Origin of the sequence: Leclercia sp. J807, from assembly GCF_009734465.1 — a bacterium.
In the GTDB taxonomy this organism is placed as follows: domain Bacteria; phylum Pseudomonadota; class Gammaproteobacteria; order Enterobacterales; family Enterobacteriaceae; genus Enterobacter.
In genome coordinates this window covers 15,373-29,925 of the sequence record NZ_CP046446.1, presented here as the reverse complement: position 1 = coordinate 29,925, position 14,553 = coordinate 15,373, and the positions used below count along the sequence as shown (strand labels likewise).

At 55.8% G+C, this 14,553-nt stretch carries 14 protein-coding genes; 7 read left to right on the top strand and 7 right to left on the bottom strand.

The genetic code is table 11. The annotated features are described in order from the left end of the window. Positions 1–3: 3 nt before the first annotated feature. The gene (gene ilvB / locus GNG26_RS00140) at positions 4–1,692 is read right to left on the bottom strand and encodes an acetolactate synthase large subunit (RefSeq protein ID WP_156237411.1); all 1,689 of its coding nucleotides are present in this window, start codon (positions 1,690–1,692) and stop codon (positions 4–6) included. Positions 1,693–1,794: 102 nt separating this feature from the next. Next, a complete protein-coding gene (gene ivbL / locus GNG26_RS00135) occupies positions 1,795–1,893 on the bottom strand; it encodes an ilvB operon leader peptide IvbL (RefSeq protein ID WP_103824263.1) in 99 nt (32 codons plus the stop codon). 524 nt (positions 1,894–2,417) lie between these two features. On the opposite strand from ivbL, the gene tisB reads away from it, so the two are divergent. From tisB to dsdA, 4 genes are all read left to right on the top strand, one after another. Further along, positions 2,418–2,507 (top strand): type I toxin-antitoxin system toxin TisB, encoded by a 90-nt coding sequence (gene tisB / locus GNG26_RS00130; protein WP_039032257.1) that lies wholly within the window; start codon positions 2,418–2,420, stop codon positions 2,505–2,507. Between the two features lie 73 nt (positions 2,508–2,580). Then, positions 2,581–3,027, top strand: coding sequence for a GNAT family N-acetyltransferase (locus tag GNG26_RS00125; protein WP_103824262.1), 447 nt, complete (start codon positions 2,581–2,583; stop codon positions 3,025–3,027). A 186-nt stretch (positions 3,028–3,213) separates the two neighbouring features. Next, complete coding sequence (gene emrD, locus GNG26_RS00120; protein ID WP_156237410.1) at positions 3,214–4,398, top strand: multidrug efflux MFS transporter EmrD; 1,185 nt, start codon at positions 3,214–3,216, stop codon at positions 4,396–4,398. Positions 4,399–4,460: 62 nt separating this feature from the next. Further along, entirely contained in the window at positions 4,461–5,759 is a 1,299-nt protein-coding gene (gene dsdA / locus GNG26_RS00115) for a D-serine ammonia-lyase (RefSeq protein WP_156237409.1), read from the top strand. Position 5,760: 1 nt separating this feature from the next. Here dsdA and GNG26_RS00110 read toward each other — a convergent pair whose 3' ends face one another. The 4 genes from GNG26_RS00110 to GNG26_RS00095 form a co-directional block, all read right to left on the bottom strand. Beyond that, entirely contained in the window at positions 5,761–6,864 is a 1,104-nt protein-coding gene (locus GNG26_RS00110) for an anaerobic sulfatase maturase (RefSeq protein WP_197080123.1), read from the bottom strand. Next, positions 6,861–7,223, bottom strand: coding sequence for a DUF202 domain-containing protein (locus GNG26_RS00105; protein ID WP_103824259.1), 363 nt, complete (start codon positions 7,221–7,223; stop codon positions 6,861–6,863). Before GNG26_RS00105 ends, GNG26_RS00110 begins: the two co-directional genes overlap by 4 nt. Next, positions 7,213–7,560 (bottom strand): YidH family protein, encoded by a 348-nt coding sequence (locus GNG26_RS00100; protein ID WP_103177645.1) that lies wholly within the window; start codon positions 7,558–7,560, stop codon positions 7,213–7,215. Before GNG26_RS00100 ends, GNG26_RS00105 begins: the two co-directional genes overlap by 11 nt. A 181-nt stretch (positions 7,561–7,741) precedes the next feature. Then, the gene (locus GNG26_RS00095) at positions 7,742–9,157 is read right to left on the bottom strand and encodes an aryl-sulfate sulfotransferase (protein WP_156237407.1); all 1,416 of its coding nucleotides are present in this window, start codon (positions 9,155–9,157) and stop codon (positions 7,742–7,744) included. Positions 9,158–9,634: 477 nt separating this feature from the next. Here GNG26_RS00095 and GNG26_RS00090 point away from each other — a divergent pair, with 477 nt between their 5' ends. The 3 genes from GNG26_RS00090 to GNG26_RS00080 are packed head-to-tail and all read left to right on the top strand — an operon-like array spanning position 9,635 to position 12,806. Beyond that, a complete protein-coding gene (locus GNG26_RS00090; protein WP_156237406.1) occupies positions 9,635–10,960 on the top strand; it encodes a PTS sugar transporter subunit IIC in 1,326 nt (441 codons plus the stop codon). A gap of 28 nt (positions 10,961–10,988) precedes the next feature. After that, on the top strand, positions 10,989–11,312 hold the full coding sequence (locus tag GNG26_RS00085; RefSeq protein WP_103824257.1) for a PTS sugar transporter subunit IIB: 324 nt from the start codon (positions 10,989–10,991) through the stop codon (positions 11,310–11,312). 9 nt (positions 11,313–11,321) lie between these two features. After that, entirely contained in the window at positions 11,322–12,806 is a 1,485-nt protein-coding gene (locus GNG26_RS00080; RefSeq protein WP_156237405.1) for a sulfatase, read from the top strand. On the opposite strand, the gene GNG26_RS00075 is transcribed toward GNG26_RS00080, so the two are convergent. Continuing rightward, positions 12,803–14,464, bottom strand: a complete 1,662-nt coding sequence (locus GNG26_RS00075; RefSeq protein WP_156237404.1) for a putative transporter — start codon at positions 14,462–14,464, stop codon at positions 12,803–12,805. The genes GNG26_RS00080 and GNG26_RS00075 overlap by 4 nt on opposite strands. Positions 14,465–14,553 lie beyond the last annotated feature (89 nt).

Below are 14,553 nucleotides of genomic sequence, written 5' to 3'. Positions count from 1 at the left end.
GGCTTATTCCCCCACCATTTCTGTATTGGCCGCACCCGGCGGTACCATCGGATAAACTTTTTGTTGTGGATCGATACGCACGTGGATCAGTGCCGGGCCCGGGCGCGAAATCGCCGCCTGAAGTGCGGCCTGCGCATCCTCTTCGGCATTCAGATCGCAGGTGTGCAGGCCAAAACCGGCAGCAATCTGCATAAAGTTAATCATCCCCGGATAGGTGGCGGCAAAGACGCCCTGCTTGTAGAACAGGCTCTGCTGCTGATGCACCAGCCCCAGCGCTTCGTTGTTCATCAGGATGATTTTCACATCCAGCTGATTTTCCGCCGCGGTGGCCATCTCCTGAATGTTCATCATCAGGCTGCCGTCGCCGGAGAAGCAGAGCACCTTGCGGTCCGGATTCGCCAGCGCCGCGCCCACTGCCGCAGGCAGGCCAAAGCCCATGGTCCCCAGCCCGCCGGAGGTCAGCCACTGACGCGGTCGGTTCAGTGGATAGGCCTGGGCGGTCCACATCTGATGCTGTCCCACGTCGGTGGTGATAATGGCGCTGTCGTCCACGCAAGCGGCCACGGCGTTAATCAGCCCGTAGTGGCTCAGCGGATCGCCGCCGGTCGGGATAGCGCCCGGGAACTCCTGCTGCAAACCGGTAACCTGCTCACGCCACGCGGTGCGTGGAGTGGCCTCAATGTGCGGCAGCAGCTGCGCCAGCACTTCGTTAACGTCGCCCTGAATCGCCACGTGCGGCTGCTTGATTTTGCCCAGCTCCGCGCGGTCGATATCCACGTGAATAATTTTGGCGTTCGGGCAGAACTGCTCGGTTTTGCCAATCGCCCGGTCATCAAAACGTGCCCCGAGAACGATCAGCAGGTCAGCTTCCTGCAGAATAAAGTTAGTGCTGCGCGCGCCATGCATTCCGAGCATCCCCAGCGACAGCGGGTGTGCTTTGGGCAGCATGCCCAGCGCCATCAGGGTCATGGTGGTCGGCAGGTTGGCTTTTTCTGCCAGTGCACGCACTGCATCAGGCGCGTCGATCACCCCGCCGCCCAGATAGAGCACCGGGCGCTGGGCGGCGTTAATCATCGCCGCCGCCTCGCGTACGCTCTCGACGCTAAATTCCGGCGATGGCGCGCGGGTGCCTGGCTCTGGCAGCACGTCGATCTCAATTTCAGCGGTCTGCACATCCTTAGGAATGTCTATCCACACCGGACCCGGACGACCGGACTGGGCAATGCGAAACGCATCGCTGATAACCTGCGGTAATTCGCTGATATCGCGCACTAAATAGTTGTGCTTGGTGATGGGGATAGAGATGCCGTAGGTGTCCACTTCCTGAAACGCATCGGTGCCGATCATTGAGGCAGGCACCTGGCCGGTAATGCAGACTAACGGAATGGAGTCGAGACGCGCATCGGCGATGGCGGTCACCAGGTTGGTGGCCCCCGGCCCGCTACAGGCCATGCACACCGCTGGTTTGCCCTGAGTACGCGCCATGCCCTGGGCGATAAAGCCTGCGCCCTGCTCGTGACGCGCCAGCACGTGGCGGATCTGCGTGCTCTGACTTAAGGCGTCATACAGCGGGAGTACCGTCCCGCCTGGGATACCTGCAACCGTGGTAATGCCCTGACGTTCCAGCAGATGAACGATTAACTGCGCGCCAGTGAAACGCGTCTTGTGTGATGTTGTGCCCGAACTTGCCATGCTCCAGTCCTTTTATTCTGAGCCGACTTTCCGGGGGGCTTTAAACGAAAAACCCCGCCGGTTTGCGCCGGCGGGGTTTGGAATCGTGTGTTGATCCAGTCCCTACGGCGCATTGCCGACGACGACCACCACACGCACGACGACCACTGCGGCTGGGTGCGCAGTTTTTAGTAGGGTCGCGGTGTTCATGGATGCAGTCATGGGGGACCTGTCTCTGGAATCATTAAGTGGATTTATACAAGCACAGGTTGAGAGGCGTGACAACGGAATTATTTTCATCTGCATAAAAATGCGTCAACGATCACGTTTCGTTTGTCGAGTGATGAAAACAAAAAACCCCGCCGGAGCGAGGTTTTTTTTACAGCGTTTGCGGCTGGTGACCGCAGAGCACACTGTGTTACGTCAACGCCCGAAGTATACGCGATCGCACAGGAACGCGCAATTTTGGGCACGGATTTTGACGCATTTGAGTATGGATCGCCCTTCACGTTTTGTCCATAAATTACTGTTCATATATACAGTATTTATCTATACTGGTTGTGTTCACAGGGTGTGAGGGGAGCCGCTCGTAGTACACCGGCGCAACGAAGTCCTGGCTGAAACGGGTGGTGCCGTCAGCGCCTCCACTCCCCAACTGAGCACACTGTGTTACGTCAACAAAGGTGCTGGTCACAGGCGGCGGAAAGGTACGCCAGCATCGTGCTCCTTAACCAGAGGAGACGCGTATGAGCGTAGTGGATATGGTTGTACTTATCCTCAAACTCATTGTTGCAGCACTGCAACTGCTTGATGCTGTCCTGAAGTATGTGAAGTAATTCAGGTTCAAGTCGCACCGAAGAGGGGCGGGAAACCGCCCCTCTTTAACAACGATAATAACGAGGGAATGCTATGTCGCGTTTGCTAATTGAACCCGTTACGCCGGACGAACCGGGGTATATCGCGCTTAAGGCCGAGAGCATTGCGCGCAATTTCAACATGCTGCGCAGGCTGGAAGAGAACTGGCAGCGCGGCGAAAACCGCTTCAATGCCCCCGGCGAAAAGCTGCTGGGTGCGTTTCTCAATGGCAAGCTGGTAGGAATCTGCGGACTAAACCGCGATCCGTTCAGCCAGCAGCCGCGGGCCGGGCGCATTCGCCATCTTTATATCAGCGAAAAGTGTCGCGGGCAGGGTATCGGCAGGCAATTGCTCGGTGTGGTGATGGCCGATGCCAGCATCTGGTTCGATTTTCTCAATACCCATGCGCCGAAGACCGCCTGGGCCTTCTACCAGCGGTCAGGCTTTACGCTGGTCGCCGATGAACCGCGCGTGACGCACCGGCTTTTTTGCGCGGTTTAAGCAAATGAATTAACGCTGGCAACATTCGTTGCCGCTGTCGTTTAAAAATCCTGCCTTCTTGCCCCTTTCCGTTCTTCAGCCGGGTACTTAACTTGTCATTTTCCTGTGGTAGATTCCTCGCGCATTTATGGGAATGCGTAGTTACTTATTCTTTATTTCTCACTTTTGGCAAAAGTATTCAGCGACATGAAAAAACAGCGGAACGTTAATTTACTCTTGATGTTGATCTTGCTGGTCGCCGTCGGTCAGATGGCGCAAACCATCTATATCCCGGCCATTGCGGACATGGCGAAGGAACTCCAGGTACGCGAAGGGGCAATCCAGAGCGTGATGGGCGCCTATCTGCTGACCTATGGCGTATCGCAGTTATTCTACGGCCCACTCTCGGACCGCGTGGGTCGCCGTCCGGTGATCCTGGTCGGCATGACGATTTTTATGATCGCGACGGTCATCGCCATGTCCACCCACAACCTGAGCGTGCTGATTGCCGCCAGCGCGTTGCAGGGCGTCGGCACCGGCGTCGGCGGGGTGATGGCGCGCACGCTGCCGCGGGATATGTATCAGGGCACCCAGCTGCGCCACGCCAACAGCCTGCTGAACATGGGCATCCTGGTGAGCCCGCTGCTGGCGCCGCTGATTGGCGGCCTGCTGGATACCGTCTGGTCATGGCGGGCCTGCTATGGCTTCCTGCTGGTGCTGTGCGCCATCGTCACCTTCAGCATGGCGCGCTGGATGCCGGAAACCCGGCCTACTGAGGCGCCTCGCACCAGACTGCTCACCAGCTACAAAATCCTTTTCGGCAATGGGGCGTTTAATTGCTACGTGCTGATGCTGATTGGCGGCCTGGCGGGGATTGCGGTGTTCGAAGCCAGTTCGGGCGTGCTGTTGGGCGCCGGGCTGGGCCTCAGCAGTATGGTGGTGAGTATTCTGTTTATTCTGCCGATCCCGGCAGCGTTCTTCGGCGCCTGGTTTGCCGGACGCGCGAATAAACGCTTTACCACCCTGATGTGGCAGTCGGTCGCAAGCTGCCTGCTGGCGGGGCTGATGATGTGGATCCCGGGGTTGTTCGGGGTGATGAATGTCTGGACTCTGCTGATCCCGGCTGCGCTCTTCTTCTTTGGCGCGGGGATGCTCTTCCCGCTGGCGACCAGCGGCGCGATGGAGCCCTTCCCGTTCCTCGCGGGCACCGCCGGGGCGCTGGTAGGAGGGTTGCAGAATATCGGCTCCGGCGCGCTGGCCTGGCTCTCGGCGATGATGCCGCAAAACGGACAGGCCAGCCTCGGTCTGCTGATGACCTTAATGGGGCTGCTGATTGTGCTGTGCTGGCTGCCGCTGGCCTCCCGCGCCTCGCATCACCAGCAGGCGGTGTAGCGCTCACTTGCCCTCGCGTCCGTTTCCTGTTTTCTTAAGGGGATAACGCCTGCGAGGAACCTATGACGCCACAGACCCAGACATTAATCGCGCAATATCCCCTGCTCAATGCGCTGATCGCCCTGAAAGAGACCACCTGGCTTAACCCCAAAGCCACCACGCTGGCCGACGGGCTGCCCTGGGTCGGCCTGACCCAGGCCGACGTGGATGATGCCCACGCGCGCCTGGCGCGCTTTGCGCCGTACCTGGCAAAAGCGTTCCCGGAGACGGCGGCTACAAACGGGATTATCGAATCGGATCTGGTCGCCATACCGGCGATGCATAAGCGGCTGGAGACGGCGTTCGATATCACCCTTCCCGGAACGTTGCTGTTGAAAAAAGACAGCCATCTGCCGATCTCCGGCTCTATCAAAGCCCGCGGCGGCATCTATGAAGTGCTGACCCACGCGGAAAAACTGGCCCTCGCCGCGGGCCTGTTAACGCCGGAAGAGGATTACAGCATCCTGCTGGAGCCGCGCTTTAAAGATTTCTTCAGCCAGTACAGCATCGCCGTGGGTTCGACCGGCAACCTGGGAATGTCCATCGGCATCATGAGCGCCCGCATTGGCTTTAAGGTGACGGTCCATATGTCCGCCGACGCCCGTGAGTGGAAAAAAGCGAAACTGCGCAGCCACGGCGTGACGGTGGTGGAATATGAGCAGGATTACGGCGTGGCGGTGGAGCAAGGGCGCAAAGCGGCCGAAAGCGATCCAAACTGCTTCTTTATCGACGATGAAAACTCCCGCACCCTGTTTTTAGGCTATGCCGTGGCAGGCGCACGACTGAAAGCGCAGTTTGCTGAACAGGGCCGGGTGGTGGACAGGGATCATCCCCTGTTTGTCTACCTGCCATGCGGTGTCGGCGGCGGCCCTGGCGGCGTGGCGTTTGGGCTGAAGCTGGCCTTTGGCGACCATGTGCACTGCTTCTTTGCCGAACCTACTCATTCGCCGTGCATGCTGCTGGGGGTTTATACCGGGCTGCATGACCAGATTGCGGTGCAGGATCTGGGGATCGATAACCTCACTGCGGCTGATGGCCTGGCGGTAGGCCGCGCGTCCGGTTTTGTTGGCCGCGCCATGGAGCGCCTGCTCGACGGGTTCTATACCCTCTCCGATCAGAGCATGTATGACATGCTGGGCTGGCTGGCGCAGGAGGAGCAGATTCTTCTTGAGCCCTCCGCGCTGGCGGGCATGGCCGGGCCGGTACGTCTCGCCACTGCCGGGCACTATGCGCTGGACAACGCCACCCACCTGGTGTGGGCCACCGGCGGCGGCATGGTGCCGGACGAGGAGATGGCGAAGTACCTGGCGAAAGGGCGATAACTTACTGGCTCTGGCGTAACAGGGTCATTAACTCGATGGGCGAACGGTGATGGCGGATAAGATCGCGCATCACCCGCATATGCGGTGCACAATGGCGAAAGAACGCCAGATACCCCGCGCACAGCGCGCTTTTGCCCTCCACCCGGTGTTTTGGGCAGTCGCCGTTACACAGGTGAAGCGCCGGGCAGGCCTGGCACTCACCGGATAAAGTGGTTTTTTTACGCAGGCCAAAGGCGATGGCCGCCTCACTGTTATTAAGCTCTGCCAGTGGCGTCTGGTGGATGTTACCCAGCCGGTACTCGGGGTAGACATAGTGATCGCATTGATAGAGATCGCCCTGCGCCTCCAGCGCGAAGGCGTGGCCGCAGGTGACGGCGAGGGAACAGATCTGCGACGGATAGCCGCACCAGACCCCTAACGTCGAGTCGAAAAGCTGCACAAAGATGCGACCAATATCCTCCCGCACCCAGATATCAAACACCGACGACAGGAACGCTCCCCACTGCGCATCGCTGACCGATTCCGGGTTGTCGTGCTCCTGCAGGGGAAGAAACTGCAGATACGGCGTGCCTAGCGCGCGCAAATAGCGATACATGCGCTCCGGCTGGCAGCTGTTCTGCCGGTTGATGACCGTCAGAAGATTAAACGACACCTGATGCGCTCGCAGCTTCTCTATCGCCGCCAGCACCTTATGATGGGTAGGGTTGCCGCTGCGGCTGACGCGATAAGCATCATGCAGCGTCGCAGGCCCATCGAGAGAGATACCCACCAGCCAGCCCTGTTCGCGAAAAAAGATACACCAGGCGTCATTGAGCAGGATGCCGTTGGTCTGAAAAGCGTTGTGGATACGTTTTCCTGCGCCATGCCGCTGTTGCAGTTCCACGACGCGACGAAAAAAATCCAGCCCGCACAGGGTCGGTTCCCCGCCCTGCCAGGCGAACTGCACCTCTGGCCCGGGCTGGGCGGCGATATGCTGTTGAATAAAGGTTTCCAGGGTGGCGTCATCCATGATCGCCTGTTGAGGCTTATCGATATAAAAACAGTAGCGGCAATTCAGGTTGCATCGTGAGCTGGCTGGCTTGGCCATAACCTGACATCCTGTCATGTAATACCCCTGATGAAAGTAATGAGATGGTGGACATGACTAGCAGCAAACAGTAATGCGAGGGATAACACTGCGAGGGCGATCAAAAATTTAATATGCACCGGTCGGGATGATGAAAAATCATACAGAGAAACATCCATTTGCGCCCGGCTGCGGGTGTAATACCAGAGGATCAGCGCCGCGATTGCCAGTACGCCCAGCGCCACCCAGAACAGCGGCCCTGCCTGCTGCCAGTTGTGTTTAACCGCCAGCGCCATCAATGCGCCGTAGCCCAGCAGGGTGCGCAGCCAGGCGAGCGAGGTCCGCTCCGGCTGCAGTCCCGGATCGGCCAGGCGGCGGGCTTTGCGGTTATCCGCCATAGAGCACCAGTCCCATGACAATCACCGCCACCACCATCAGGATCAGGCTGATAATCAGCAGGCTGTGGGTATAGGGCAGGTCTTCTTTCAGGCGCATCGCCTTTTCATTACGCAGCCAGCGCAGGTAACCGTAGATCGCCAGCCCGCCGGAAAAGAGGCACAGCAGCAGCGCCAGCAGCTGGCGGATCACCGGCGTGGCAAAATCGGGCGCCAGCTGGTCGAGGCCGACGCCCGCAGCCAGAAAGCCCAGCGCGGTACGGATCCACGCCAGAAAGGTGCGCTCGTTTGCCAGCGAGAAGCGATAATCCGGCGCTTCGCCGAGGCGGGAAATTTTCATAACTACTCCTGTCTGGCTGCTCATCGAATAAAACTCAGGCAATAGTAACGTATACAGAGAAGTCATTCCCACCCGCAGGATCCGGTGGTAACAGCCGTATAACCACAGCCAGGGGAACGGGTTACAGATGGTGTAAAAGCGGCAAGTAACACGAGGCCTTATCTTGCCGCTGAGGTTAATTTTAGATTAATGAACGCAGCTCATCGTAAGTAAATATTCTGCCGCGATAGCCTAAGCCGGTATCAATATTATAAACCGACACACCAATATTATTATCGGTATCAAAAACGAAGAAAGATTGTTCGGCACCAAAATAAACATTGTAATATTCGTTCCCGACATCAAATACCGATGACGTGAGTTCGCTGCGCTGGCCTGGGAAATGAAACTGATCCAGGCGCTGAACCGTCGAGGCGGTTAAATCAATGGCAAGAATGGTAGGTAAGGAATCCAGTTCGGCAGCGGTATAAGTAACCGGGTCCGATTCAATTGTCCGGACCAGTTCATTGCCCTGTTCATCTGCGCAGGAGTTGTTATTGAACAGGGAAACAACAAACTTATTTTCACCCCGCCACGCCTGGTACCGGCTGTTGTGTGTGATAAAGACAGCATGCTCGCCGTTGGGATAGCTGAAGTTATCCGCGTCCATCACCTGCAAATTCAGGGCGCTATTCAGCACGGGAAAAGCTGGGTTATCAATAATCCATTCCGGATCCCCAGAGGCACTATTAAGGCCCAGCACAGTACAGCTGGAGCGGGAATTAATCATAAGCTGCCCGGTCTCTGCGACATATTCCAGACTATTGAAATGCACATCGTTGGTGTCGGTATTATCCAGCACCGTGGCACCCATGAATTCCCGGGAATAATCACGCTGCCAGAGCAACGCCCCGCTGTTGATGTCGTATTTATAGAGGATGCACTCCAGTTTTTGCTCGTCACTCCACCCCTCCAGCAGCGAGCCTAACACCCAGAGATTGCCTTGCCCGTCAGTAGTGATGTCGTGATGAAAACCGTAACCCGCTGGAGCAGAGTAGGTTTGCGTGACCTTACCGGCAAGGTTAAAGCGGTACAGTGTCGGCGCAAAAGCATGCTTGTCGGGATCCCAGGTTTCACTGGCTTCGGCTGACCAGAGCGAGTTTTCAATAATTTTTAAGTTGCCGTACATCCAGGGGAACAGGCCGGTAATACGCAAATCGCCATTGATGTCATAGCCATTCCACGCACTGGTGACAAACCAACCCTGCCCTAAGGTATTCTCTGCCATCGTGCCGTCAGCAACATTGATTGCCAGCGACAGGGGCACTTCGCCATAGTCCTGTCCCTCTGTTGATATCGATATAAGGAGAGTTTCTGCGGCATTGTCAGCGGTGTAAAGATTCAACGTAACGGTATTTAAATAATTGGCATACAACCCCACCACGACAATCTCTGGATTAACGCTGTATTGATCGGTGCCGTAATGAAAACTGGTGTTCGCCGTTTTACCCTTGACGGTGTAGTCAAAGCGTACCGCCTCGGTACTATGAATAGAAATTAATGCGCACAGTTTGTTTTTATCGTAGGGATTCAGCTTAACAGTATAGGTTGCGTTCATTTTTTCATTCCTTTGTTTAATAATGATTGAAAAATTGCTCAGCCGTGCGAAAGCTAACTTATACTTCGGTTTAATATAATTTTGTGGCTGATCCCGCAAAATAAAACCATCGCCGTTATTTTACTAAATATATTTTCAAAACAGTTCCCACCTCAATAATTAAGATTAAAATATTGACCATTTATATATTGAATCATCCAATAATCGTATCCACGATCATTCACAAAGCGATTTTATATATAAAAGCCTTATCAAATAAGCATTTGAATAATTGAAAGTAATACATCAGTAATTTTGCAAATAGAATCACAAAAAATCAAAATTAATCTTCCAATGACTAAATATGATTATTACAGTGCATTTGCTGCCAAACATGTTTGCCTTAATCACTACTAGTCGTTCCGTTATTAAATAAGAAGCAACAAAAATGTGGATTTTATTAATCTGGAAGCGAATATCACGGAGGTTGACTGCATTATGTTTTCAGACTTCATTTCAATAATACAATCTTTTTTAACCGAACCCGCTATTTTAATCGGGTTGCTGGTGGGACTGGGTTATGCCCTCGATAAGAAATCGCCGATCAAAATTATTACCGGTATGGTTAGCGCCATGGTGGGATTAATGATGGTGCTCTTTGGCGGATTTCAGTTCTCAGCCACATTTAAACCCGTTGCCGATGCGGTCAGTAAATCTTATGGCATTCATGGTTATTTAATGGATTCCTATGCCATGAAAGCAGCAACCCAGATTGCACTTGGCGATAATTTCGGTTTTGTAGGGTATGTGTTTGTGCTGGCCTTTTTTACCAACCTGGTGCTGGTCTTACTTGGCCGCTACACAAAGGTGAAAGGCATTTTTCTTACCGGCAATACCGGGGTGTCTCACTCTCAGGCAGTGCTGTGGTTGATCGTCTTCTGGCTGGACTTTGGCTGGGTACCGTCGATTATTATCGCCGGGATTTTAACCGGTGTATTCTGGGCGTTTGCCACCACCCTGATAGCCAAACCGGTTGCGAAAATCACCAATAATGCCGGCTTTACCATTGCCCATAACCAGATGCTGGGGATCTGGTTTTTCTCGAAATTCGCCCACCTGTTTGGCGACGCCGAGAAGCAGGATGCTGAAAATATGAAGCTACCCGGCTGGCTGGCGATTTTTAACCATAACGTCACCTCCATCGCTATTGTCATGACCGTGTTCGTCGGCGGGTTCCTGTTGACCACCGGCATTGATAACGTTCAGGTCATGGCAAAAGGTAAGCCCTGGTATATCTATATTATTAACCTCGGCCTGCAGTTCTCCATGTATATGGTGATCCTGCTCCAGGGCGTTCGTATGATGGTCGGGGAAATTAACGCCTCGTTTAAAGGCTGGCAGGATCGTTTAATTCCCGACGCGATTCCCGCTGTCGATGTTGCAGCATTACTTCCCTTCTCCCCAAATGCCGCCACCCTTGGTTTTATTTTCTGTACCTTCGGCACGATTTTCTCGATGGGGATCCTGCTGCTGACCCATAGTCCGATTATGGTATTGCCTGGTTTTGTGCCGCTATTTTTCGCAGGCGGCCCGATCGGCGTATTAGCCAACCGGCTGGGCGGTTATCGCGCCGTTATTATTTGTACTTTCCTGCTGGGGATTATTCAAACCTTCGGCACCGTATGGGCCATTCCCTTAACCGGCCTCGCCGCCGAAGGGGTGGGCTGGACCGGTATTTTCGACTGGGCGACTTTATGGCCAGCGATTTGCGAAGTGCTTAAGTTTATTGCCTCAACGTTCCACCTCGGCCCTTATGCGGGCTAACTCATCTCATTGTGAAAAGGATATCGTTATGAAAGACAAAATTAATATTCTGTTTGTTTGCGGCTACGGTGTCGGCAGCAGCGTGATGTTGCAGACGGTGGTAAAAAAAGCGTTAGCCAAATATGACATTAATTTCGCCATGGAGCACACCGCCGCCGGCGAAGTCGGCGGATTTACCGAATGGGCCGATATTTATGCCATTTCGAAAAAGCTGATTGATGTAGTAAGCCTCGATCCGCGGCACGGGCAGTATCTGATCCCCATCGAAAATATTATGGATGGAGAGACCATCGGGAAGCAAATCTACGCCGTGGTTGAAGAGCATTTCCCGCATCTGGTAAAGGCCCGTTAAGGAGCGACGATGAAAGCGATCATTCTGCTCTTCGACAGCCTGAATAAGCACTATCTGCCGCCTTATGGGGATATGATCACCCAGGCGCCAAATTTCCAGCGTCTGGCGGCCCGCTGCGCCACATTCAACAACAGCTATGTTGGCAGTATGCCCTGCATGCCCGCCCGCCGGGAGCTGCACACCGGCCGGTATAACTTTCTGCACCGGGAATGGGGGCCGCTGGAGCCGTTCGACGACTCCATGCCGGAGCTACTGAAAAAAGCGGGCATCTATACCCACCTGATCAGCGACCATCTGCATTACTGGGAGGATGGCGGCGGTAATTATCATAACCGCTACAGCTCATGGGAAATTATCCGTGGACAGGAGGGGGATCACTGGAAGGCCAGCGTCGCCGACCCGGCCATCCCGCAGGTGCTGCGCGTGCCCCAGAAGCAAACAGGGGGCGGCGTCTCCGGGCTCTGGCGACACGACTGGGTCAACCGCGACTACATTCAGCAGGAGGCGGACTTCCCGCAAACCCAGGTCTTTAACGCCGGGTGCGAGTTTATCGACAAGAACCATCAGCAGGATAGCTGGCTGTTGCAGGTGGAAACCTTCGACCCCCACGAGCCGTTTTATACCACCGAGGCGTATCTCTCGTTGTACCAGGATCCCTGGGACGGCCCGCACTACGACTGGCCCCGCGGCAAAGTGGAAGAGAGCCCCGAGGCGGTAGAGCATATTCGCTGCCGCTATCGCGCCCTGGTCTCCATGTGCGATCGCAACCTGGGGCGCATTCTGGACCTGATGGACCGCCACGATCTGTGGCGCGATACGATGCTCATCGTCGGCACCGATCACGGCTTTTTGCTCGGAGAGCATGGCTGGTGGGCGAAAAACCAGATGCCCTATTACAACGAAGTGGCGAATAACCCGCTGTTTATCTGGGATCCGCGCAGCGGCCATCAGGGGGTGCAGCGAGATGCGCTGGTGCAGATGATTGACTGGGCGCCGACGCTACTGGAGTTCTTCAACCAGCCCATCCCACCTGACGTTCAGGGCCGTCCGTTAGCCCGCATTCTTGAAGATGATACCCCGGTGCGTGACGCGGCGCTGTTTGGGGTCTTCAGCGGCCATGTTAACGTCACGGACGGGCGCTATGTCTATATGCGCGCCGCACTGCCCGGGCGTGAGAATGACATCGCTAACTACACCCTGATGCCCATCAAGATGAATACCCGTTTTACTCCGGAGGAGCTGGAGGCGATCGCGCTGGCGCCCCCCTTCCGCTTTACCAAAGGGGTTAAAACGCTGCGTATTCCGGCTCAGGAAAAATACCCAGGAGTGAATCGCGTCGGTCATCTGCTGTTCGATTTACACACCGACCCGCACCAGCAATGCCCGATTGAAGATAAAGCCATCGAAGCGCGGATGATTGCCCTGCTGGTGCGTCTCCTGCGTGAGAGCGACGCCCCGGCAGAGCAGTTCGCCAGGTTAGGGTTAGAGGTTTAACCTATCCCCCAGAACAGCACCGCCAGCAGTTGCGGTGTGATAATGCGCATAAACATCACCAGCGGATAGACCGTGGCGTAGGAGAGCGCCGCCGCCCCGCTGGTGGGGTGCAGGTTGTTGGCGAAGGCCAGCGCCGGGGGATCGGTCATCGAACCGGCCAACATGCCGCAGAGGGTCAGGTAGTTCATCTTCGCCAGAAGCCGCGCCAGAATGCCCATAGTGATCAGCGGGACGGCAGTAATCAGGATGCCGTAACCAATCCAGCTCACGCCGTCGCCGCGGGCGAGCGTCTCGACGAAGTCCCCGCCAGATTTCAGCCCCACCACCGCCAGAAACAGCACGATCCCCAGCTCGCGCAGGGCAAGGTTAGCGCTCGGGGGCATAAACCAGTAGAGCTTACCGACACAGCCGATACGACCAAGGATCAGCGCCATAATCAACGGCCCGCCTGCCAGCCCCAGCTTGAGCGCCACCGGGAACCCCGGCACATACAGCGGAATAGAGCCGAGCAGTACGCCGAGCCCGATACCGATAAACACCGGCAGCATCTGCACCTGCTGCAGTTTTTGTTGTGCGTTGCCCACCATATTGGCGACGGCGTCGATGGAGGCCGGGCGCCCGACGAGGTTGAGGATGTCGCCAAATTGCAGGCTGGCGTCCGGGCTGGCCACCAGCTCGATCCCGGCGCGGTTCAGGCGGGAGATCACCACGTCGTAGCGCTCTTTTACCTGCAGTTCGCGGATTTTCTTGCCTAAAACCTTCTCGTTGGTCACCACCACGCGCTCGACGCGCATATCGGTGCCGCGGGTGGAGAGCGATGTGTCGACCTCCTGGCCGATCACCAGTTGGGCATTATGCAGGTCCGCCGGTTGCCCCACCAGATGCAGCAGGTCGCCTATCTGGATCACCGTACCGGGCAGCGGCACCATCAAGGTCTGCTCGCGCTTCAGACGGGAACAGATAATATTGGCGCTGTTAAGGATCGGCACGTCCTGAATTGGCAGATTGTTCAGATTGGGGTTGTCGACGCGGATGTTGATGGTTTTAATCAGCGCCTGTCCCTGCGTAAGGGTAGATTCATGCTCCCGGGCTTCCTGTTCAACGTTAACGCGAAACAGGATACGCATCAGCCACATGGTGAGCAGGATGCCACAGATGCCGAACGGGTAGGCCATGGCGTAGCTCATCCCCATCTGATCGACGATGTCGGGCGCGATGCCCAGATCGCGCAGGATTTGCTGCCCGGCACCCAGCGCGGGAGTATTGGTTACCGCACCGGAGAAAATGCCCAGCACCACCGGCAGCGGAATGGCGAAGAGTTTATGCAGCAGAGCGGTGACCAGCCCACCCATCACCACAATCCCCATCGCAAAAAGATTAAGGCGCAGGCCAGAGACGCGCAGCGAGGCGAAAAAACCGGGCCCGACCTGGATGCCGATAGTGTAAACGAAGAGGATCAGGCCAAATTCCTGAATGAAGTGCAGCATTTCCGCGCTGAGCGTAATGCCAAGCTGGTCGGCAAAATGGCCGACAAAAATCCCGCCAAAGAGCACGCCGCCAATGCCGAACCCGACGCCGCGGATTTTGACATTGCCTATCCATAGCCCGACCACCGCAACCAATGCCAGAATACTGACCGTTAACGCTATATCACTCATGACGGCATCCCTGTGAATAACATTATTATTAACAGGGATTTTCGCAGAGCGCGGGCGGATTGTATGGGCGATGGCGCACAAAAAAGCCC